Source organism: Lactobacillus xujianguonis (genome assembly GCF_004009905.1).
Taxonomy (GTDB): Bacteria; Bacillota; Bacilli; order Lactobacillales; family Lactobacillaceae; genus Lactobacillus; species Lactobacillus xujianguonis.
On sequence record NZ_ML136876.1, the window covers coordinates 20,617 to 43,839 of the forward strand.

The window sequence follows — 23,223 nt, forward strand, 5'->3', positions numbered from 1 at the left end:
TGACGTGCTAACATGTTTTTCACTCCTTCGTGTTTAACTTACTTTTAGTTAGATAATATCTTAATTTGCTGCTCGCGTCAACTATTTTCACTTCGACATGCAAAAAAGTTCAGGAAAAAACCTCCCTGAATCTTTTTGACAATCAAGCTTTAACCACTTTTAATTTTGTTTACTTACTTTCATTTGTTCCTGCATTGATTGGTGGGACACAAAATGATAAACCAAAGAAACAATTGATTCACCAAGCATCCCGGCTGCCATCCAATACATCCCCATCATCATATTACCGGTAAAGGTGAAATAGGCAGTAATAGCATAAACAACAACCCACACAATTTTCCAAAATAAATTATCAACCATAATCAAATTATCCTCTCTTAATGTTCACTTGCACCGCTAGTTGCATCTTCATGATGTTCAACTTCTTCATGGCTAGTACCACTTGAAGCATCGCTCATGTCCATGCCGCAACCTTCAGTGTCCATCCCTGGCATCCAAACGTCTTCTGGCTTAATGCCTTTTTCTTCAGCAAAAGCATTGGTTAAAGTTGCCATATCCATCAACTTGTAAGTCTTAGGGTGATCTGGATCAAAGACTTCAATTTGCGCCATCATCCCAGCATCTTCGTGCTCAATAATATGGCAGTGGTACATGAAGACACCTTCTAATGGGAATTGAACTAACAACCGTACAGTTTCGCCCGGGCGAACTGGAATCGTATCTTTATAAACACCGATTTCATTAGGGAATGGCTTTTCACCGTTGCGTGAAACAACCAAGAAGTGAGTACCATGAATGTGGAATGGGTGGAGCATCCCGTGTTCTTTAGAGTTGGTATTAGTGACATCCCAGTACTCAGCTTGGCCTACACGTTGCTTCATGTCGATTCTTTGCATGGCAAATTGTTTGCCGTTCATCATGTTGTGAGCATCCATTGTGACTTTACGAACTGGTAAACTTGGGTCAACTTCTGGAATTTCTGGTGTGAATAAAGTATCAGGAAATACTGAATTGTCTGCCATAAATTTATGGATGCGAAATTCGATTAATTTAAAGTCGTCTGTGTAAAGATTTACAATATCGCCATCATGATATTGACCAAAGTCAACTACCACTTGTAATCTTTCTCCTGGTGTAACCAAAATCTTAGTCATCTTAACGGGATGTTGTAAGAAGGAATCATCACCAGCAATTTGCGTCATGACTAGATCATCATCAAAGTGCAAGCGCCATTCACGCCGGTTAGATCCACCTAAGAAGAGTAATCTAACTTTTTGCGTTGTAACATCAACGTAAGGACGAACAGTACCGTTAATCAAAGGCGTTTCACCAAAAACACCCATCGCATCATAGTCAGCGCGATAGTCTAATTGATTGTGTTCATGGTAGGTCCGGTCTTGGAAGATGACTGGAAACTCATCCACACCGTACTGCTTAGGAATTGGCAACTTAGCTTCGTTCTTGTCCGTTATAACGACGCCCATTGCTAGACCCATCCAAACCTGGGCAGCAGTTGATGGACATGGATGCGCATGAAGCCAAGTTAAGGCAGCTGGTTGGTTAACTGTGAATTCAATTTGCTTTTCTTCACCCGGATAAACAGGAGCGTGACAGCCACCATCAGTGATTGGCCCTGGAACTTCCATCCCATGCCAGTGGTAAGTCGTCAATTCTGGTAAGCTATTCTTTAAAGTCACGTGAACACGCTTGCCTTCTTCAACGACCATGGTTTGACCCAAGAGTGGTGCGTTATAGCCCCAAGTCTTAGTCTTTTCACCAGGCAAAATTTGGCTTTCACCTTCAATTGATTCAATCGTGAACCAGACATCGGTCTCAGTTTCTTTATCTGGTTTAAGCACAGGTGGAACTGCTAAAGGTTGTTCTTCAACTCCTTCAGGGATATTTAGTTTCTTGTAACGGAAGTGGTTTTTGTCAAAATCTTCTTCGTCTACAAAATAATCGGTATAAACTTCATCTGACATTTTGGTCACCTTTCCAAATTCTTTTGATATCTTGTTCACAATCAATTTAGCACCGGCTTTAATGCATATCAACCCAGGTAATAAGCGTTATTATTTTATTTCTTATATATAACAAAAGTGCAAACATAACTGTTATTAAATTACATTCAAGTCAACATTGTGAAACAAATTCTGAAAACAGGTTGTTTTCTATATCTCTAAGATAACTGATTCAGAAAAGATTTAATTGATTTAAATCAATTTTGTTAAAAAGACAAAACTAAGCCTTCAAAAATTATTTATTAAAATTTCGTAAGCGTTTCATTTACCATTAAACCGTTATTTTTGAACACAAAAAAGCGCCAATTCTCATGAATTGACGCTCTTTTTATCTTCTATCCTAGAACTTTACTTCTTCACCATTTACCTCAATATGGTAGGTCAAGTTGACCAAATCAACAGTCGCTACAGCCTTGCGACTACCATCATGATTAGTCCGCGTAATGGTAATTTCATGCTTGCTTGGAGTTGTAACTTCAATTGCACCTTCAAGATCAAAAGCAGCTTCACTATTTCTAAACTCAAGTAGCTTAATCAAAGATTGCACTACTGGCCGTTTTACCTCTTGCTCAACTTCGTCCAAGCTGTAGTAGTGACGATTAATGTTCCGTCCTTCCTTGGTCTTTTCCAGCAATTGCAAATCATTCTTACCAGCTAACAAGCCTACATAGTAGATTTGTGGAATCCCTGGGGCAAAAATCTGTAATAACCGGGCTAAGAAGTACTTCTGATCATCATTACCTAAAGCTGAGTAATAAGTAGTATTAATTTGGTAAATATCCAAATTATGATATTCCGCACTTGAATACTTCCGCTTAACATTAGCACCAATCTTATAAAGTTGTTGCGTTGTGTAGTCAATCTCATCATCACTCAGAATATCCTTAGCATCAACGACACCCAAGCCATCATGCGTATCAAGCGTGGTGAATTGCTTCATTGGACACTTCTTCAACCAATCAGCTAGACGCTTGCTCTTGCCGCTGTACAGTGAATAAAGTAAGACCATTGGTAAAGCAAAGTCGTAGATGAAGTAACCGTGCTTAGCCACTTTAAATGGCATCGTGTAGTGTTCATGAATTTCTGGCAAAATCATGGCTTGCGTATCAGCCAAATAAGAGCTTACTTCTTTTAACAAGTCCCAAATTTCTGGTTCAACAAAGAAATCATCTGTATCCAGTTTCTTGGTCGCATAAGCAAAAGCATCTAACCGAATCAAACTAGCACCATGGCTAGCTAAGCCGCGCAAATTATTCTTAATGAAATCTTGTGTAACCTTCGTGCGGACATCCAGATCCATCTGATCTGGACCAAAGGTATTCCACATCTTTTCAATAGACCCATCTTTAAAGGTAATTTCTTGATATGGTGCCTTATCCTTCCGCTTGTAGATTAAATCAATATCCTTTTGAGTTGGACGACCTTCAGGCCAGAACTTATCCCAACTTAAGAAGAGATCACGATACTTGCTTTGATCTTTCTTTTCCTGAAAATCTTGGAAGTATTCAGACTTTTTGGACAAATGGTTGATCATAAAGTCAAACATCAAGTAGTAACGTTGCCCTAACTTTTCCACGTCAGACCAATCACCGAATTTGGGATCGACTTGGTCATAACGCATTGGTGAAAAGCCCCGGTCACCGTTTGATGGGAACAATGGCAAAATATGGATCCCGCCGATTGCCTTACTAAAGTACTTTTGCATGACATTGGATAAATCAATCAAGTTGGTACCCATACTATCAGGGTAAGTGATTAACATTGCTTTATTTTGCAGTTTCATTTCTATGACGCTTTCTAAAGAAAAAGTCCAACCTTCTTTGATTAAAAAGATTGAACTTCTAAATTGTGAAATTAATTTTGATTGAAAGTAAACGTGTTTTGATTATTAGAGGGGGAATATCTTATAAACGTATTTACTTGCTGAGGGCTATTTTTCAAGGATAGCCTCATGAATACCAGCTACAAAGGTAACGATACTCATCGGCTTTTCACCAGCAAAGATTTCAAAACTAGAATTATCAATTACAAAAATTGGTTTATCTAATCTTATTTCCCAGGAAATTGTTTTAATGAAAGCAGGAGAATGGATTTCGATTTGGTACTTATTCTCTGCTTGGTGAGTAAGTCGAATTTCGCCATTATCACCTTTGAGCACTAGGCTTTGACCAGTTTCAATTGGTGTTTCTAAGCGGTAACTACCAAGAGAAATTTCGGTCTTTCCTTCGACTTTTAGTGGCTCAATCGTGCCAATTGGCTCTTGCTTGATGTGGCCATTTTCGACGGTTTCACGACGAGGAATCCCCATCATCCCATTCCAAATGTGGCCACTCTTTTCAAGATAATCAACATGGTCAACACTACGCAGCCATGGGATCACGATTCGATCGCCTTTTTCATCGAGGAAGCTTTGTGAGGCGTAGAAATCGTCACCCTCATCAATGCGATGCATGTCTTCGAGTTCAAAAGTGAATTTTGACCAGTCAAGTTTACCTTGAGCCAGGTAAACTACACTGTTTTGTCCTTCACCTTTAATGACACTGAAGGCAAGGAAGTCATGACCGTCAATGTTGAAATAATCAGGGCATTCAGTCATAATTCCAAGTTGATCATTTTGCAGTAAAACTGACTTAAATGACCAGTGCAATAAATCATCTGATTCAAAGAGAACGATGCTACCGCGCTTGTTAAGAGCCGCTGCAACGACGCAATAGTACTTGCCATCGTGTTCAAAGACCTTAGGGTCTCTGAAGTTGCCGCGATCGGTTTCACCCGGCAGATCAACAACTGTCATTACAGGGTTGCCTTCATACTTGTGAAAATCAATCCCGTCATCTGAGTAAGCAACACATTGAGTTTCAGTGGCTTGCCTCTTGTCATCTAAGACATGTCCTGTATAAAGAACGTAGAGCTTACCATCTTTTTCAATGGCTGAACCGGAGAAGACACCACTTTTTTCATAGTCATGTTCTGGCTCCATTGCTTCAGGTAAATCTTCCCAATGAAGACCATCTTTACTTCTAGCGTGGCCCCAGTGCATATCATCCCAGTGAGGGGCATAAGGATTATGTTGATAATAGAGTTGGTAATAATTCTTGTAATAGATCAGACCATTTGGATCATTGATCCAACCAATCGGTGCGGTGTAGTGAAAAGTCGGTCGCAAAGGATCGGATTTTCGCACCTCACTATAAATATCTTTTCTTGATTGCATTCTTTACTTATCTCCGTTTCCGGCAGAACCCATACCTTGGACAAGGTACTTTTGGAAGAAAATGTAAACAAAGATCAATGGAATGGTTGAAACAGTTAAGATAGCCATAACTTGGTTCATGTAAACAGGGTTCGTACTATTAATGTTAGTAATAGCAACTTGTAGTGGGAATTGATCTGAGTTAGTCAAAACCATCAATGGCCATACATAGTCGTTCCAACTACCAATGAATGATAATGTTCCGACTGTCGCAATTGTTGGCAAAGTCATTGGGAGCAATACTCTCCAGAAGATCTTGAAGTTGCTGGCACCATCAAGTTCCGCAGCTTCGGTAATACTTTGCGGAATATCGGCAAAGGCGTTTCTAAACATGTAAATGTAGAACGGACTTGAGATCCCTGGCAAAATAACTGCTAATGGAGTGTTCAAGATACCAATGGTTTTTGCGATTTGGAATTGCTGAATAAGCAAAGTAGTTCCAGGAATAACCAACAAGGCAATCAATAAACCAAAGATTAATTTACGACCAGTAAAGTCAAACTTAGCAAAGCCGTAACCTGCCAAAGCATTTACGACAATTGAACCAATCGTTACACTCGTAGCATAGAAAACACTGTTGATAATGTAACGAACAACATTGAATCGACTAAAGATTCCGGCATAAGCTTTGCCCCAGTCTGAAAAACTACCAGGTAAGAAAGCTTTAATGCTTGAAATATTTGAATAAATCTGTGATTCAGGCTTCATTGATGACACAATCATCCAGACCAATGGGAAGAGGAAAAATAATGCCAAGATAGTGATCAAAATCGTTGTCCAAACGATATGAAACTTTCTGCGACTAATTATTTTATGCATTCTCATCGCCTCCAGCATTAGTTATCTTTCTCTGAATAATGGTAAAGATAATAATGATAATTCCGTAGATAACACTCATCGCACTAGCGTAACCTAATTGACGATCAGTAAACCCAGTACGGTAAATGTAGTAGATAGGTGTCATAGTTGAGTTCTGTGGACCACCTTGGGTCATGATCATTGGCTGAATCATTAAGTTGAAAGCACTAATGAAAGTAGTAGTCAAAATCATAATAGTGGTTGGCTTAAGTGATGGAAGCGTAATGTGCAAGAATCTTTGCCATGCGTTAGCACCATCAAGTTCTGCAGCTTCATATAAGGAGTGCGGAATATTTTGCAATCCGGCTAAGAAAATCAGCATCTGGTAACCAGCACCCTGCCAAGCAGATACACCGATAATAGTGAACATAGCTTGCTTAGGTGAGGTTAAGAATGGCTGAGCTTTAATATGAAATACTGATAAAATCCCGTTCAATAAACCTTGATCTGGGTTTAAAATGTACAGCCACAAAATTGAAACAACAGTTAAGGAAACAACTTGTGGAGCGAAGAATGAAATCTTAAAGAAAGTATTCCAAGGACGCTTTTTGTTAACAATTAAAGCTAAGGCTAGAGCTAGTCCAACTTGAATTGGCATAATGAAGATAACGAATTGAGCGATATTCTTCAAACTTTCCAAGAATACTGGATCCTTGAAAGTATTGATATAGTTTGCAAATCCTACCCAATGTTTTGACCATGGCGTCAAGATGTTATAGTCGGTGAATGAGTAATCGAATGACATCAAGAATGGAATGATCAAAAAGGTTAGTAAGATTAGCAATGCAGGTAGGACATAAAGCCAGCCCAATTGCCTTTTTAATCCACTACTTTTCATGAGCGTTCGCCTCTACTTTTTTACTTCTTCAAATACTTTTGAATTACTTTAGCTTGGTTGTTCATAACCTTTTGAACGTTTGGATTCTTCTTGTACAAGGTTACATCTTGGACAGTTTCGGCAAATGTTCTAGTAACTTGTGGGTAGTTAACTAAGACTGGACGTGCGTGACCAGTAGTTTGGTTTTGCTTAATGAAGAACTTCATAGCTGGACCAACCTTAAGCATCATCATCTTAGAAACGCTCTTACGTGCTGGCAAAACAGTATTAGCCATGTCACTTCTGTACATACACTTCTTGTTAACAAGGAAGTTAATCAATGCACCAGCAGCCTTCTTGTTCTTAGCAGCTGAAGTCATAGCATATTGCCATGAACCAGTTGGTGAAACTTCTTTGTTAGTCTTTGGTGATACAGGATATGGAAGAACGCCCCAGTCTAAGTTCTTGTATTGGTTTTGCAAAGTTTGAACTTCCCAAGTACCACTCATAAGCATTGCATACTTACCAGTTTCAAAGCCTTTGTCCTTTGGTGAAATGGTAGTGTAGCCTTTCTTAACCATGTCTTGAATGAATTGGAAGGCTGAAGTAGTTTGCTTTGAGTTAAAGTAACCAACGGCTTTAGTACCTGCTGGGTTAGTAATTGAACCTCCCGCTGACCACATTAATGGTGCTAATGAGTAAAGTGACATTTCTGAGTGGTCATTTAAACTCATGTTAATTGCTGGTTCGTGGAAGTGATCAGTAATCTTCTTGCAGACAGCTTCGAATTGGTTCCAGTTCCATGGTTTTTCCAAGGTTGGAATTTCTGAAGGCTTAACGCCTGCTTCTTTAAACATCTTCTTGTTGTAGTAGAAGCCAATGCTTGATTCTGAGTAACCTACAGCGTACATCTTGCCCTTGTAGGTACCTTGATTCTTAATGGTTTGTAATAAGTCCCCTTTATTGGAAATGTACTTACCGACAGGTTGAATAATCTTTGAGTGAGCGTAAGCAGCTGTGTTAGGACCATCAAGTGAAATAACATCTGGTAAACTGCCTGAATTCAAAGCGGCATTAATCTTATCTTCATAACCACCACCTGAACCAGAACGTGGAATGAATTGTACTTTAGCTTTGTAGCCGTGCTTGTTTTCCTTGTTAAAGTCGTTGATGTTCTTTTGAAGAGCCTTACCTTCTGGATCAGTGTTTGATACGTGAATCCACATGGTAACGTTCTTTGAATTACTACCGCTTTGGTTATTTCCACAACCACCTAAAGCTAATGCAGCAACAGCAGCGATTGCAGCTACTCCGATTTTCCATTTCTTCATAATTTCTCTCCCTTTGAAACGTTTCATTTTAATCACAAAAAAATAAAACATTTCCAAAACAAACTCTTTTTCTTTTATTGAAACGTTTCAAACAAATTCTAAAAAAATAAACAGCATATAAAACGAATTAGATTTGTTAAATTGAAACGTTTCAATTTACAAGTAAATAATAACAGCGCTTTCAAAAGCTGTCAACCCTATTTTGTAGAATTTCCTTCAAAAAATTTGACAGGGTAAATTTTAGTTTCATTTTTAATAGTTGGATCAGTAATTTTACGTAGCACTAACTCCACGGCCCCCTTAGCTAAATCAGCTACCGGCTGAACAATTGTGGAGACACCCAATGGTAGATCAGCCGCTAAATTCATACCATCAAAACCAATTAGTTGAATATCCTTTGGAACCTTGTATCCCAACTTTTCAATAATAGGGCGAAATATTAGTAACAAGCTGTCATTATGGCAAAAAATACCATCGATATCCGGAGCCTTTTTCATCATTTCAATAATATAAGGAGTAAAATCAGCTACCGGCTCCATCAAGAAGATTTCCTGATATTCCATATCACGCTCATAAAGATAATCGCGGAAACCATTTCGTCTGAGCATCGTACCGTTAGTGTATTTATTGTAACTACCAATGTATGCCAGCTTTTTTGCACCATGCTTTAAGAGTTCCTCAGCAGCTAAGCATCCACCTTGATAGTTGTCAGAAGTAACATAGGAAACTTTTTTGCCAAAGTAACGGTCCAAGCTGACGAAAGGAATGTTGGAATAGATATACTGCTCAATGTCACTATAAGTAATGGCGATGATCCCATCGATCTTATTCTGCTTCACCATCTTGATGTACTTGGCTTCTTCATCAGGATCGCCATTGGAATTGCAGAGCAAAAGTTTGTGATCCTTCTTATCTAAGTTCTTCTCCACATAATAAGCAAATTCAGAAAAGAATGGGTACCACACAGTCGGCAAAATCAACGCAATCGTCCGCGAAGACTTAGTTTTCAATCCGCGTGCATATTCGTCAGGAATATAATTCAATTCCTTAATTGCTTTTTCAACCTTTTGCAAAGTATTCTCTTTAATTCCGGGGGCATGATTAATCACACGCGACACTGTGCCCAAACTTACGCCTGCTCTTTTAGCGACGTCTTTCATTGTTGCCATAAAATCACCGTTTCAAATAAAGTTCTAATTCTATTTTATACCATTTTTGAAACGATTTAATATACAAAAACTGATCATATTTCATATGTACAAAAAAGCACTTACTAGCATTCTTTCAGCTAGTAAGTGCTTTTTTGTGTTTTTAGCTTTAATTATTCGCCTGGCTTGTAATCTTTATCAATGATCAAAACTGGCTTAATCGTCTTACCTGAAACAGAGTCAGCGTTGGCTTGCTTAATATCTTCGAAGTCGTAGAACTTTTCAGTCTTATCAAAGTCAAATTCACCTAACTTCCAGAAGTCGATCAAACGGGGAACGTCAACTTGTGGAATAACGTCACCAATGTTAACACCAACCACCTTACGGTCGCTAGTGCAAGGTCGTTCCAGGTTGAGAATTCCAAATTGTGTGGCGTTACAGCGATGGCAGCTTCAGTACCACCTTGAGCTAAGGCATCGATAGCGTTCTTCATAATTGCGCTCAAGCCAGTAGTATCAACTGTGTAGTCAACACCATAACCGTTAGTCAATTCCTTGATCTTCTTAACGGCGTCTTCTTTCTTGGAGTTGATGACATCAGTAGCACCAAGTTGTTTAGCAAGTTCCAAACGTGAAGGTACAATATCAACAGCGATAACCTTCGTACAACCGCTAATTCGACCAGCCATCATGGCAGCCAAACCAACAGCACCAGTACCAAAGACAGCAATTGATTGACATGGACGTGGCTTTAAAGTGTTGAAGACGGTTCCTGAACCAGTGATGTAACCACAGCCCAAAGGACCAACTTCGTGTAAATCAATATCGTCCTTAATTACGAAAGGATCGCCCATTTTTCAACAACAGCAGCTTTAATCCTCATAATTCATACCTTCTCTTATTCAAAAACCGGTTTCAAATCCTTACACTTCCATGTTAACTTTTTAACAAGGATTACCAATCGTTCTATTTAAGTTAGTTAACTATCATTTCTTAAGATTCTTTATAAGAAATAATGCTATGGTAAAGATAAAGAAGCCGCTTTCAGATGATTTTAGTTTTTAGTAAAAATAGCAATTTTTAATTATTAGGAGTACTCTTTTGATTAGTAGAGAAGTGAAAAATAAGTTACTTAAACTTAGTCCCATTGAAAAAAGCAAAAGGATAGGCATCAATTCGTACATGATTTAGCAGAAGAAAATGTGACACACCGAGCAAAGAAAATGATAGTTAATAAGCACAACCGCTTTGCTCCTTATCCCTTGCACAGTCATGAATTTGTGGAAATTAACTACATGCTGCAAGGACAATGTGATGAGATTGTTGACAGCGTACCAGTCACACTTAAGCAAGGCGACACCCTAATGATGGACATTGGCGCTCGCCACCAGATTGCTGCCTTAGGTAAAGATGACTTGTTGATCAACGTGATCTTTACTAACAAAAATTTATCTTTTAAATTGCTTGATCACGACAAAAAAACAGTCTCGTCTATCAATTCTTACTTAATACTTCACTTCATGACCCCAACTCGCAAAAACATATCCTCTCCAAGATTCTTGAAAATTATGCTACTATTTCTCTAAGTGATTTAGCCAAACGTTACGGCTATACTCCTCCTTATTTGAGTTAATTGATCAAGCAATTAACTGGTTACTCCTTTGCTGAGCTGCACCTGCAGTGCCGACTAGAAGCTGCTAAGCATTTGCTCAACACGACTGATTATGTAATTTCTGAAATTTGTGAAATAATCGGTTTGCACAATCAAAATACTTTTTACCGAAAATTTAAGCAGTATTGCCATTTAATGCCCGGGGAATATCGGCGTCAGCATCGTGACCAGGAAAAAGGGTCTTCTTTATCGGATTTTTAGGCAAAAAATAAGAGCTAAGCAGATTTGCTTAACTCTTACTTATAAAGTTAGATATGTATCACATACCATAGCCTAAGCCGACCAATTAACGGGTCATCACTCCCGTTAATTTTATGCGGTCGGTCACCCTTTTTCCATCTTCACCTATGTACGTATTTTAATGCCCCGCACAGGGCATATTTATTATAACTATTCGCTGTCAAAAAGCAAATAGCTTTTTGCAAAAAATCGAAATTTTTTGACTTAGAAAGGAATTGGCTGCAAGATGCGGATTTTAGTCGTCATTGATGATTATTTTAACCAAAGTAACGGACTCTGTATTTCTACTCAGCGTTTTGTTCACGAATTCAGACAAGCTGGACACGAAGTACGGATTGTTTCTTGTGCAATCAACGGTCAGCCAGATTATCCCTTACCGCAACTGTTTGTCCCCTTTTTTAATAAGATTATTGCTAAAGAAGGTTATCATTTAGCCGTACCTAAACGCGCAGTACTTAATAGGGCGGTTGCCTGGGCAGATATCGTAGCTATTGAAACACCCTTCCCGGTTTGCTGGACCGCAGCTAAACTGGCTCGTAAGGCGGGTAAACCCGTTTATGGAACTTTTCATCTTTACCCGGGAAATATTACTGAATCACTGCACATTAATTACCCCATCTTTAATCATTTCTTTATGTCGTTTTTTAAACATATTTCCTTTCGAAATTGTGCAGCCTTGCAATGTCCAACGGTTAAAGTTAAGCAGCAACTAGAGCAGGCGCATTTTAAGCAAAAATTGTATGTCATCTCTAATGGTATTGACGAGAAGTTTATTAATAATCCGCATAAAGAAGAAATCGGCCAGCCTTTTACCATTTTGTGCATCGGTCGTTACTCACGGGAAAAGCACCAAGAGGTATTGTTTAAGGCTTTGCATTTAACTAAACATGCGCACGAGCTGCGTGTAATCTTTGCTGGCAAAGGGCCACTGGAGAAGAAATACCAACGCCTGGCACAAGCTTTACCTAACCGTCCTTTATTAAAGTTTTACACGCCGGCCCACCTGCGCAGTGAAATGAGTCAGGCTGATCTGGTAGTCCATTGTGCCGATGTCGAGATTGAAGGTATGGCTTGCATGGAAGCCTTTGCGGCAGGTTGTGTCCCCGTGATTGCCAATGCACCACTATCTTCGACCGCCTCATACGCGCTAAATAAGCATAATCTTTTTTCAGCTGGCGACAGTAGCGCGTTAGCCAAGCAAATTGATTACTGGTTTGAACATCCCACAGAATTAAAACAGGCGCGCCAAGCTTATCGTGAATTTGCTCAAAAATTGACAGTTAAACATTCGGCAAGGAAAGCTTTGCAAATGATGCAAGATTTACGATAATTTTTCACCGTTATAACGTTACGTAACAAATTTATTAAGAATTTTTAACAGTCTTTTCTTTTTGATTTGTATATGACAAAATAGTCTTATCAAGTTAAGAAAGGACAAACCATCGTGAAGCAAATCATCAAAAAGATTATCAGCGTAACTTTGAAATCTGATCTTGTTTCCGCAGTTAAACGGTCGTTGGCCAAAATCGGTCTTACTCAAAGAACTTTTATTAATGGCTTTATGCACTTTATTGCCAATAATAGATTCTTGCCCTTCAAGAAATTGACTAAGACTGAAGAAGAGACAGCTAACAAGCTAGCTACAATCCAAGCTTTGAAAGCTAACGAATGCGAATACGACAAGAGTAAGATGATTCAAAAAGCAGTTGATGAGACAATCTATGAAAAAGCAATGACAGTCTTAAAGAACTGCCAATTAACGCTTTCCCATGCGATTCGGATGCTGTACGAGAAATTCGTGCTCACCGGAAAAATGCCTTATCAATTCGAAGTTACGGCAACTGCTGTAGATATGTAAAAACGAGCTTAACGTTGAACAACGTTACAAGCTCGTTTTTTACTGTTGATGATTTTCATGCCATTCTTTGATTTGTTCTAATCGCTTCTTAAAGCGAATTTCGTGTCCCTGTTCAGTAGGGAAATAATACTGGTGTCCAACCAAGTTATCAGGCATAGTTTGCATATTAGTCAGCTTATCAGCCGTATCATGAGCATACTGATAGCCGGCACCATAGCCTTCATCCTTCATTAACTTAGTGACACCATTTCTAATCTGCAATGGCACCGGTTGATTCAAGGTATTTTTCACATCATCAGCCACCTTCATGGTTGCTTCATAAACGCCATTGGATTTAGGTGCTAATGACAGATAAATGACCAGTTCAGTTAAATGCACATTACATTCCGGCATCCCCAAGAACTGGCAAGCTTGAAAAACATTAATCGCTAGATTCAAGGCATTCATATCGGCTAAGCCAATATCTTCACTGGCAAAACGGACACATCTTCGCGCAATATACAGTGGATCTTCGCCACCTTCTAGCATTCTCGTTAGCCAGTAAATTGCGGCATCAGTATCACTATTACGCATTGATTTATGCAAGGCGGAAATCAAATTATAGTGATCTTCGCCATCTTTATCATATTTCAGAGTTTTACCACCAAGAATTTGCGTTAACAAATCCTCTTCCAGTTGAACAGTCCCATCTTTTTGAATAGTACTGTTTTCAACTAACATTTCTAGTGTATTCAAACTATTCCGGGCATCTCCATCCGCAAAAACTGCAATTTGCTTGAGAGTGTCCGCATCTAGCTTTAATTCTTGTTTAAAGCCCACTTTTAAGGCGCGCTGCAGTAATGAAATTATTTCCCGGGTACTTAACTGTTTCAAAACAAAAACACGGCAGCGAGACAATAAGGCCGAATTAACTTCAAATGATGGATTTTCCGTTGTAGCTCCAATTAAAACAATGGAACCATTCTCAACAAAGGGTAAAAAGGCGTCTTGTTGAGCCTTATTGAAACGATGAATTTCGTCCACAAAGACAATGGTCCGCTTGCCATAATCTGCATTCTTCTCTGCATCAGTCATGACTTTTTTGATATCTTTAATCCCACTAGTCACTGCGGAAAAAGAAATAAAGTCTGACTTCGTGTGGGCAGCAATGACCCGTGCCAAGGTGGTTTTACCAACACCTGGCGGGCCCCATAAAATCATCGAAGGCACGCGATCCTGGTCAATCATTTCCCACAAGACTTTGCCTTGACCAATTAAGTGTTGCTGGCCCACAATTTCGTCTAAATTGCTCGGCCGCATCCGACTAGCTAATGGTTCATTATTCCGATTTGAAAAGAGTGATTCCTGCTTCATATCCATCCTTAATTCTTTAACGTGTTCTCATAATTATAGACTTGCTTAACACTGCCATCTTTAGTTAAGACTACCACATTCCCATCATTATGCGGAAAACGAAGCGGGTCAGAATGAGAACCACCATCCGTAAAAATCCGCGCTGGTTCATGATCGTATTGAATTTGCCGCACTGGATTTAATAAAGAAGTATGCAAGACTGCTCCATTCTCATATTGACCAGTAATACCTGAAGTTGGTGTATGACCAGTAACGATCGTTTTCTTAGTTAAATTGTGAGCAAAGACTTGATCACTAACAGCTTGATACCAGTATTGCTGCCGAGCCCATAAGCGGTAAAAATCATAGGTGTATTGGTGATGATAAATATCTAATTCTGCGGCATAAGTTGTTGGATCATCATATTTTTCATCCGGACGCACACCTGCGTGGACAAAAATATGCTTTGGCGTTTCATACATGATGGGAGTGGTTTTCAAGAATTGGTAATACTTACTTTGACGAACTTCTTCAGGACTTGCCTGATGTCCAAAAAGTTGCTTTAAAGTCTGATCGCCGCCGTTATAAAACCAAATGCCATCTTGGTGTTCTTGTTCATCAGCATAATTCAGCAGCATTTGTTCATGATTACCGCGAATAATGATTCCGCCACTTGCTTGGGCTGCCATTAAAAAGTCTAGAACTTCTTTTACATGGTCACGGCCATCGACATAATCACCACCAGCCACGAATTGGGCTTGCGGATAATCCTTTTGCGCTTTTTTAATCAAATCAAGGGTTTCAAGATTGCCATGAATATCGGAAATGAAAAGGTAATTACCGTGAAGTTGGTCAGTTTTTAGCGTTTTATTAATCAGGTTAGTCACTGGATTGCCTCCCTAAAAACTTTCAAAAATTAGCTGAAAATGATTATTTCTATCTGTTTTTCATATTTTACGCTATTCTACCGGAACTTTCCACGCTATTTTAAAGAAAACTGTAAAATAAATTAAAAAGAGGCATCATTTTAGAAACGATACCTCTTTACTTGCTTATTTTTTCCGTTGTAGTTTGATCATTAAAGCACTCACACCTAATAAGAAAGCTAAGCCTAGCCAGAAGTAAACGGGATTGTGTGCATCCCCAGTTTGTGGCAAACTACGGCGTGAACGAGAATGACGTTCACTCTTGGCTGCAAAATCATCGATTGGATCATCACTCTCGTCTTTTTGTGAAGAGTGTCGGTTGGAACTTTCATAACGTTTATACTTGCTACTTGGTTGGTAAGTAAAATGCTTGCTTTTAGTCTGCTTAGTAGCTGCCGGCTGATCTGCAGTCGCAGTCGTTAAAGCTGCTTGTTTGTTTTTGGTTTGATCACCAAGTTTGATCTTTTCGTCCTTTGTCTTATCGTCTAAGCTCTGATCTACCTTATGGTCTTCAACTTTGATTTTCCAATCATCAGTTTTCGTTTTATCTTTTTCAGTTGCAAGTTCTTTTTTATCTAATTCGGCTAAAGGCTTTTTAGCATTAAAGTAAGTCAAAAATTCTTTCATTGCCCGTAACATGAAGGCATCCATCCAACTATTTGCTGCTTCTTGTTGGTCATCATTTTTCGCATTAGTTTTTTTAGCCTTTTGATCCAGTTGCGTTAATAAATCATCAGCTACAACATACTTAACTTGAACTCGATTTACTGGATTTTTCTCTTCTTCAGCCAAGATAGTGCGATATTTTAGGGTAACTTGCTTACCGCTTATCTCATCTTGGGCAAAAACTAAATGGATTTCATTACTCGTTACTGCGGCTTTAGTCTTAGGAAAAGCCTTTTTAAATTCACTTAAGCTATACTGCTCTTCGTCCACTTGAAAAACCGCACTACCAGTCTTAAGAGCTTGCTCTTCAGGAATCATAATCTTAACGTCAACGTTGCCCCAGAGTTTACGCTTCTTAAAGTCAAAATTTGCAGTCCATTCCGCAATATCCGCTGTAATTAACTGCCCATGTAAATCACCATTACCAACAGCTTCTTTCGCAATAATTTCAGTCGAAGCTTGGTCATCCGCCTGCACTTTAGGCGCTGTCAAAACCAGATTCAATCCCAAAACAATGATTAAAATCGCCCACTTAATTAAGAGCGAGTGATTACTTTTTTGCATTTGCTTCATTCGTTCTTCCTCACTTAAAACGATGTCGTTTAATTTAGGATTGTGCACAAAACTTTTTCGCCAATAAATATACCGACTCCTGCAGCCCGCGTCAACTGCCATTTTTGGCTTTAGGCCAAGCATCCTCAGAGCAAATTTGAGTCCGATAATTCTTCACGCACACGAAAATTTTTGCAAAAAAATTAAAAAGCACCTGAAAAATTCTCATTTCTCAGATGCTTACTTACGCAAATGATAAACTTTGCCCCGCACTTTTCCTAGTGAACGTTGCCAATGCTTAATTTGCTTTTGTTTTAATTCATTATGCCAATATCGTAAAGCCACCCAAATTGCCAAGCGGTTATACCAAGTATAATCATGCTTTAAATAATTATAGGCACTCTTAAAATTGAGCAAATGCTCAGGGGTGACAAACTGATTGCGCGTCCAATTACTACCCGGCGTTCCATGATGGGAAACACTAACTTCAAGAATCTTGCCCACTGTTAGCCGGGCTCGATTGTTCTTATATTCCGTTGTTGCGACTGTAATATAATTGTTAATCAACTCATTTTTCCAAAAACGATTCTGCTTTTTCTCGATCAAAATTGCCTTGCGCAATACGCGACTGATGCAATACCAACTCTGCGTCCCATCCGTAAATTCAAGTTTGCACCAAATATAAGTCTTCTGCCGCGCCATGTTTTTCATCCCCTTTTTTCGGCTAATTAATATTAAAACATTAACCGGCATTTTTTAGTACTATTTTTCACCAAAAAACCTGATAATTACCAAGTTGGCAATCATCAGGTCTTAATTATTCATCTGTTTCTAGTTTTTTACTTTTGTCTTCTAAGTGAACGCGAGGGAATTCCGTCTTTTGCTTTGCGCGATCTTCGTCTTTTAATTGACTAGCATCAAGTTCAGCTTGTGCATCATCGCCAACTCCTTGAGGAGCATTGAGACGTAAAATTTCTTGCTTTTCTTCAGCCTTTTTAGCCATCTTCTTCATGACCATCTTGGTTCCAACGATGGCGGCTGCGGTTACTGCTCCGGCAGCAGTAGCGGCAATTCCGATAATGCTAAGTGTATTTAATTTCTTCATGGATAAACACCTCTATCTTTTTTAGTTCTTTACCCACAATTATACTGGCAAACCTCATAGAAAAGCCGCTAGACGACTCAGCCTTGATGATTCTTTTTAAAATCTTTAATTATTTGCATCATGACCTTACCGTAACGCTCCATTTTGGCTTGACCAACCCCACTAATTTCTAAAAATTCATCTTCAGTGGTGGGTAATTCTGCGGTCATTTCTCTTAAAGAACGATCATTAAAAATCATAAAAGCTGGTACTTTTTGCTCTTTAGCCAGTTCTAACCGTTTTTCCTTCAAAAGGGCAAATAAGCCGTTATCAGCATTTTCTTGTCGAACCTGGCTAACTTCTTGTGGCTGACGCCGGAATACCTGTTGCTTGCCATCAAGCACATCCCAGCCCTTGTTAGTGACATGAACTACCGGATATTGGTCACCAACTTGTTCCAGATAACCATTTGCGACCAAATAATTTATTAAACTAATGGCTTCATTTTGCGGCATTTTCAAACTATCATAATGATCTAATTGCTCAGCATCTAGTTCTTTCATCCGTTGATTTTTAGAGCCAACCGCCACTTGCGCCACAATATTTTTACCAAAACGGCCATCTAATTCATAAACAACCGCAATTACTTTTTTAGCAGTTTGGGTGATGTCCATTAATTCTCGTTTATCAAGACAATTGGAGCATTTGCCACAAGGCGGGCAATCTTGACCAAAATAGCGCACGATAAATTGTTGCAGGCACTCTGAAGTGTTCGCATACTGAGTGATCTTTGCTAATTTTGTGTATTGGACCTTTTGGTACTTTTCATCAGCATCAGAATTTTCAATAAACCAGCGATAAGTTCTTAAATCTCCTGGCTTGTAGAGCATCACTGCCTCACACGGATCCCCGTCTCGGCCAGCCCGGCCAGCTTCTTGATAATAAGATTCCAGATTGCGAGCACTGTTAGCATGAATGACAAAGCGAACATTACTTTTATCAATCCCCATGCCAAAAGCATTCGTCGCTACAATTACTTGAACTTGGTCAAATTGAAAAGCATCCTGTACCTGCGCACGTTCGTCAGCTGGTAAGCCACCATGATAAGCGGCAACCGAGATTCCTTTTTTAGCTAAATAATTAGTTAAATCTTCCACTTTCTTGCGGGTGTTGGTGTAAACAATCCCTGCTTCATCCTGATGATTATGAATATATTTATAAATATATAGATTATTATCCTTAGGTGAATTAACCACTGAGAAACTCAGATTAGGCCGCGCGAAAGAAGTAATTACGCGATTTTCTTTAGGGATTGCTAACTGGTTAGCAATATCATCTTGAACAGCTGGCGTCGCTGTAGCTGTTAACGCTAAAATGTTAGGTTGACTCTTTAAAGCTTTAATCCCAGCCATAATTTGCCGGTAGGCTGGACGAAAATCGTGTCCCCACTGCGAGATACAGTGGGCTTCATCAACAGCTACCAATGAGATATCTAAGAAATTCAACTGGTAGCGGAAATAATCCATGGCTAAACGCTCAGGAGTCACATACAAGAGTTTAATTTTGCCTTCATAAGCTTGGCGCAAAATGGGATTAACCTCTTCTTGTGGAGTAGCTGAATTTAAGGCGGCAGCTTCAATGCCGTTTTGATGTAAAGAATCAATCTGATCTTTCATCAATGAAATTAATGGTGAAATCACCAAGGTTACTCCGGGATTAACTAAGGCCGGTACTTGGTAGCAAAGTGATTTTCCCGCTCCCGTTGGCATGACCGCTAAGACATTTTGCCCTTCTAAAACTAAGTCAATGACTTTTTCTTGACCGGGTCTGAAATTCGAGTATCCAAAAGTGTTTTTTAAGACTGTGTGTGGATTAAGCATGTTTTCTCCCAAAAACGTTATTATACCGGCTTTTATGGCCATGTTTCACGATGCTGAATTGATAAGTCTTTTATTTTAAGAAATGTAATCGGCTTCAGTATCTTAATTTATGTTTCATTGCCATAATTTGGACCGTATAAATCAAATTATACTTTGCTCTGCTAATGCAAACAAGTGAGTGGTAAGAAAAAAGCAGGCGAAAATCATTCGCCTGCAAATTATTTTCTATTGTTTAAAAAACTACTTAATGACCACTTGATAGCGCTGGGAGCGGTCCTCTAACTTTGGCTGATCAGCGGCTTTGCCTACACAAACAATGACCGTTGCGTCAAAGCCGGTGGTAATGCCTAACTTTTCTTTCAAATCAGGATAACTGTTTAATTGTGAAGCCCCTGACATAATGTAGACCGAACCTAAGCCTAACTCAGTTGCTTCAATCATGACATTTTCAGCAGCAACTGAAGCATTGCGTTCGCCAAAATTATTGCCCTTCTTCGTGCTAATCACAAATAAAAGCGGAGCCCCGTAGCAGGAATTATTAGTCTTACTCTCTACTTCCGCCCGTAAAGCCGGATCAACAATTACACTCGCCTGCATGACCGAAGCTTGGTGCATCCCGCAAGGTGCAGCTTGAAAGGCCGCAATTAACTTTTTAATCTCTTCTTGCGTTACCGGCAGTGACATAAACTTTCTGATAGCTCTTCTTGCAATTACTGGATCTTCCATCGAAATCCTCCTAACAAAAAAGCTCCCACTTAAGGGAGCAAAAACATTCTAATATTCTTCAGGAACATAGCCGTGGTTGATTGCGTCAGCCTTAAGATCGGTTACATCATCATCTTTTTCATCTTCAGTATTTTCAGTACTTTCAACATTTTTTTCTTCATAGACTGGTGAAACGCCGCGATCTTTTTCTGCTTCTTCGGTTTCTTCAGTACTATTCTTATCTAAAAATACTTTAGTGGCAACACCAGCTGCTACAGCGGCAGTGACAGCCCCAAGTCCAAACATCCATTTTTTCATATTAACACCTCATTTTATAAAATTATAAATCCGCTTTCATCACAATCATTATACGGCATTTAGCAATTTATTTTTACTATTTCGGCTTCTTTTAAACTTTTTCGTTCATCAACGCCACTAAACAGATGAGAGTTGCATCATAATAGTTATCTTTTGGCAAACCATCAGTAAAATGATGTTGCTCACTTAAAAAGAGCTGATCATAACTTTGATTGCGATAATGATTAACTGCGTAAAAAACAGGCGCACTAAAACTACCAATTGTTTTAGCGTTGATCACTTCTCCGTTTAAGGTATAGCCTGAAGCTAGCGGCACATGCTTACTGAAGAAGCTCAGCATCCGGCGCAAGATCTGCTCTGATAACTTATCCTGACTATCTGCCAGTAGCATTGGTACTCGGCAAGCATTGGCTGAATAAGCGCCATCATAAGCAGTCGCCACCGTGTTAGCTTTAACTGGCTTGGCCTTACCCTTCTTAACCCAAGCAAAATCAGGAACCAAACCTGAAGAATTGCTTTTGCTCAGCTGATCTAGCCGCTTAAGCATTTTTTGCTTGATTACCAGCCACTTGCGCTCACCAGTAAATTGGTAAAACTGCGTAAAAACCGCTGGCATCACGTCTGAGGTCCGCATCAAATCATAATACTTTGATTTAGCTGTAGCCCAATTCCCAACGGTTAGGATCTTTTCTCGAGCGTTATATTCATACTTCAAAATATCAGCTAACAATCTCCGCGCTTGCCGCGCATATTCTTTTTTCTGCGGCCACAAGCGGTAAGCCTGGATCAAGGCTTGCGCCACCATTAAGTCCCCATCAGTCGCACTACTATCCGCATCTTTGCCAGCCACTTGCCGCCAACTTAAGAGCTGCGTTCCAGGCAAACGATGGTTTAAATAATACTCATAGAATTGCTGGAACTGTTTTTGGTCAGTTAATCCCTTTTTAGCAGCTAGCACACTAATTAACATCCCGTAACCTTGTCCTCTGACAGAACTACCGGTTTAGTTGCCTGCGGCGTAGTATCAACAAAGGCCTGCTCGCCCTTCTTTCTTAAATATATCCGTTGCCAATCTTGGTAGATCTGCGCCTGTGTTTCTTGATTGTTAGAAAAACGCACGTAAGTCATTATGACGCAGAACAAGATTAGGATCGTAACGAAAATGGTAATATATCTTTTCTGTTTCATCTTAGTCTGAAAATCTCTTTGTCTTTACCCATTTGGTAGTTTTACGTTTAAAAATCCGGTCGCCCATAACGGAAAAAACTGCACGCAAAGAAACCGCAATAAACAATTGCGAATAAGTGAAGTAAGCTACTAATGACAGCCAAATCTGCCCATTTGTCGTCTGACCAAATTGCGTTGCAGTCGCGGTATTAATTTGCAAAATGTACAACATAATCATCAAGAGCCAATTAAACAGCAATACTTGCGCTAACAGAATACTGTTGGTTGAAAGCGTAAATGGAATTTGTAAAGCAGGATTCCAGAAACTGCCAAGCCAAAAGATCAAATTGGCAAAAAAGATGATATCTGATAAGACAACGGCCTTAGTAAACCAGAAAAATGTGCTGGCATAATACAGCGTTTCTAGTTTAACCCGCCAATTAGTATCATCGAATAAGTGCTTTAAGTTAGTAATGACGACTTCATAATTGCCTTTAGCCCAGCGCAAACGCTGATAATAATAGTCTCGAACGTGCTCTGGTTCTTGTTCATAAGCTTCTGAGTTATAGGCTAAAGCAATCAGCTTTCCAGAACCCATAATTTTGAAAGCCAAATCTGTATCTTCTGTTAGGGCACCATCACGCCAGCCATTAATTGATCTGACATAGTCAGTATTGATAATGAAGTTAGTACCAGGAATGCTACCAATTTTGAACAACTCCCAGATACCGCAATGTCGAATTCGTTGCGTAACCAAAATCTCTTGGTTGATACACTTTGTTAAGAAATTTTGATTAGCATTCCGAGTTTTATTACGTCCATAGACCGCAACATACCGGTCCGGATTTTCCAATAGTTTTTGGACTAAAAAGTACAAGGCATTCTCTTCCGGCATCGCATCAGCATCATAAACTGCTAAATATTCACCATGGGCAATTTTCAAGGCATCATTTAGAACACCTGCCTTACCACCACTGCCAGTCCGCTCAATAACTTGGGCGTGATAATTTTGATATTTTGTCTTGTTAAAAACTCGACGCACTTCTTAAGCAGTTTTGTCACTACAATTATCAGCAAAGATTAACACTTCTAGTTTATCTGCTGGATAATTCAAGTTAAGTATTGCCTCGGCTGTCTTGGCAATGACCAACTTTTCATTGTGCGCTGGAACCACAATTGTTACTTGCGGATAGCGTTTAAGGGGCTCAATTTTGACACTAACTTTACTATGCTTTAGCCAAAACTTAACTGCTCCAGCCAAAGTTACTAGCGACATTAACAGTGAAAACCAAATGGAAATTAAGGTAATGATTTGAACTGCATCACTCATCTTGATCATTCCTCTTATTTTTCATCATCGTCTTTTCAACATTGAAATAAATTTTTAAAGCGCAAA

The 23,223-nt window shown here is 39.3% G+C and carries 22 protein-coding genes and 2 pseudogenes; 4 read left to right on the top strand and 20 right to left on the bottom strand.

Annotated features, from left to right (window positions below):
* Positions 1-159 precede the first annotated feature (159 nt).
* From EJK17_RS03685 to EJK17_RS03725, 9 genes and pseudogenes are all read right to left on the bottom strand, one after another.
* Positions 160-360, bottom strand: coding sequence for a hypothetical protein (locus tag EJK17_RS03685; RefSeq protein ID WP_103661260.1), 201 nt, complete (start codon positions 358-360; stop codon positions 160-162).
* Positions 361-377: 17 nt separating this feature from the next.
* Positions 378-1,982: a multicopper oxidase family protein gene (locus EJK17_RS03690; RefSeq protein ID WP_127796214.1), complete on the bottom strand. Its 1,605-nt coding sequence runs from the start codon at positions 1,980-1,982 to the stop codon at positions 378-380.
* 379 nt (positions 1,983-2,361) lie between these two features.
* Complete coding sequence (gene gtfA, locus EJK17_RS03695) at positions 2,362-3,804, bottom strand: sucrose phosphorylase (RefSeq protein ID WP_127796215.1); 1,443 nt, start codon at positions 3,802-3,804, stop codon at positions 2,362-2,364.
* A 147-nt stretch (positions 3,805-3,951) separates the two neighbouring features.
* The gene (locus tag EJK17_RS03700; RefSeq protein ID WP_103661263.1) at positions 3,952-5,235 is read right to left on the bottom strand and encodes a glycoside hydrolase family 32 protein; all 1,284 of its coding nucleotides are present in this window, start codon (positions 5,233-5,235) and stop codon (positions 3,952-3,954) included.
* A 3-nt stretch (positions 5,236-5,238) separates the two neighbouring features.
* The gene (locus EJK17_RS03705; protein WP_103661264.1) at positions 5,239-6,093 is read right to left on the bottom strand and encodes a carbohydrate ABC transporter permease; all 855 of its coding nucleotides are present in this window, start codon (positions 6,091-6,093) and stop codon (positions 5,239-5,241) included.
* Positions 6,086-6,970, bottom strand: a complete 885-nt coding sequence (locus tag EJK17_RS03710) for a carbohydrate ABC transporter permease (protein ID WP_103661265.1) — start codon at positions 6,968-6,970, stop codon at positions 6,086-6,088. Before EJK17_RS03710 ends, EJK17_RS03705 begins: the two co-directional genes overlap by 8 nt.
* Positions 6,971-6,990: 20 nt before the next feature.
* Positions 6,991-8,280: an ABC transporter substrate-binding protein gene (locus EJK17_RS03715; protein ID WP_103661266.1), complete on the bottom strand. Its 1,290-nt coding sequence runs from the start codon at positions 8,278-8,280 to the stop codon at positions 6,991-6,993.
* A gap of 197 nt (positions 8,281-8,477) precedes the next feature.
* Complete coding sequence (locus EJK17_RS03720; RefSeq protein ID WP_127796216.1) at positions 8,478-9,449, bottom strand: LacI family DNA-binding transcriptional regulator; 972 nt, start codon at positions 9,447-9,449, stop codon at positions 8,478-8,480.
* Between the two features lie 152 nt (positions 9,450-9,601).
* Positions 9,602-10,263: pseudogene (locus tag EJK17_RS03725) on the bottom strand (zinc-binding dehydrogenase); the annotation flags it as partial.
* A 387-nt stretch (positions 10,264-10,650) separates the two neighbouring features.
* Between EJK17_RS03725 and EJK17_RS11335 the strand changes: the two are divergent.
* The 4 genes from EJK17_RS11335 to EJK17_RS03740 all read left to right on the top strand — a co-directional run bounded on the left by EJK17_RS11335 (position 10,651) and on the right by EJK17_RS03740 (position 13,197).
* Entirely contained in the window at positions 10,651-11,013 is a 363-nt protein-coding gene (locus EJK17_RS11335; protein ID WP_148665335.1) for a cupin domain-containing protein, read from the top strand.
* A gap of 47 nt (positions 11,014-11,060) precedes the next feature.
* On the top strand, positions 11,061-11,300 hold the full coding sequence (locus EJK17_RS11340; protein WP_236629312.1) for a helix-turn-helix domain-containing protein: 240 nt from the start codon (positions 11,061-11,063) through the stop codon (positions 11,298-11,300).
* A gap of 265 nt (positions 11,301-11,565) precedes the next feature.
* Positions 11,566-12,669, top strand: a complete 1,104-nt coding sequence (locus tag EJK17_RS03735; RefSeq protein WP_103661268.1) for a glycosyltransferase — start codon at positions 11,566-11,568, stop codon at positions 12,667-12,669.
* A gap of 114 nt (positions 12,670-12,783) precedes the next feature.
* Positions 12,784-13,197 (top strand): type II toxin-antitoxin system RelB/DinJ family antitoxin, encoded by a 414-nt coding sequence (locus tag EJK17_RS03740; RefSeq protein ID WP_168180727.1) that lies wholly within the window; start codon positions 12,784-12,786, stop codon positions 13,195-13,197.
* A 39-nt stretch (positions 13,198-13,236) separates the two neighbouring features.
* Here EJK17_RS03740 and EJK17_RS03745 read toward each other — a convergent pair whose 3' ends face one another.
* The 11 genes and pseudogenes from EJK17_RS03745 to EJK17_RS03790 form a co-directional block, all read right to left on the bottom strand.
* Positions 13,237-14,550, bottom strand: a complete 1,314-nt coding sequence (locus EJK17_RS03745; protein ID WP_103661315.1) for a replication-associated recombination protein A — start codon at positions 14,548-14,550, stop codon at positions 13,237-13,239.
* A gap of 8 nt (positions 14,551-14,558) precedes the next feature.
* Positions 14,559-15,416, bottom strand: a complete 858-nt coding sequence (locus EJK17_RS03750) for a metallophosphoesterase family protein (RefSeq protein ID WP_103661270.1) — start codon at positions 15,414-15,416, stop codon at positions 14,559-14,561.
* Positions 15,417-15,581: 165 nt separating this feature from the next.
* Complete coding sequence (locus EJK17_RS03755) at positions 15,582-16,694, bottom strand: LPXTG cell wall anchor domain-containing protein (RefSeq protein WP_161494898.1); 1,113 nt, start codon at positions 16,692-16,694, stop codon at positions 15,582-15,584.
* Positions 16,695-16,913: 219 nt separating this feature from the next.
* Positions 16,914-17,375, bottom strand: a complete 462-nt coding sequence (locus EJK17_RS03760) for a DUF7679 family protein (RefSeq protein ID WP_103661272.1) — start codon at positions 17,373-17,375, stop codon at positions 16,914-16,916.
* 115 nt (positions 17,376-17,490) lie between these two features.
* Entirely contained in the window at positions 17,491-17,778 is a 288-nt protein-coding gene (locus EJK17_RS03765) for a hypothetical protein (RefSeq protein ID WP_103661273.1), read from the bottom strand.
* A 77-nt stretch (positions 17,779-17,855) separates the two neighbouring features.
* Complete coding sequence (recQ, locus tag EJK17_RS03770) at positions 17,856-19,637, bottom strand: DNA helicase RecQ (protein ID WP_103661274.1); 1,782 nt, start codon at positions 19,635-19,637, stop codon at positions 17,856-17,858.
* Between the two features lie 240 nt (positions 19,638-19,877).
* The gene (locus EJK17_RS03775) at positions 19,878-20,363 is read right to left on the bottom strand and encodes a nitroreductase family protein (RefSeq protein ID WP_103661275.1); all 486 of its coding nucleotides are present in this window, start codon (positions 20,361-20,363) and stop codon (positions 19,878-19,880) included.
* 48 nt (positions 20,364-20,411) lie between these two features.
* The gene (locus EJK17_RS03780) at positions 20,412-20,660 is read right to left on the bottom strand and encodes a hypothetical protein (protein ID WP_103661276.1); all 249 of its coding nucleotides are present in this window, start codon (positions 20,658-20,660) and stop codon (positions 20,412-20,414) included.
* A 91-nt stretch (positions 20,661-20,751) separates the two neighbouring features.
* Entirely contained in the window at positions 20,752-21,630 is an 879-nt protein-coding gene (locus EJK17_RS03785; protein ID WP_236629313.1) for a glycosyl hydrolase family 8, read from the bottom strand.
* Positions 21,624-21,848 (bottom strand): hypothetical protein, encoded by a 225-nt coding sequence (locus tag EJK17_RS11775; protein ID WP_236629314.1) that lies wholly within the window; start codon positions 21,846-21,848, stop codon positions 21,624-21,626. The genes EJK17_RS03785 and EJK17_RS11775 overlap by 7 nt, the downstream gene beginning before the upstream one ends.
* 1 nt (position 21,849) lies before the next feature.
* Positions 21,850-23,157 (bottom strand): annotated as a pseudogene (locus tag EJK17_RS03790) (glycosyltransferase family 2 protein).
* Positions 23,158-23,223 lie beyond the last annotated feature (66 nt).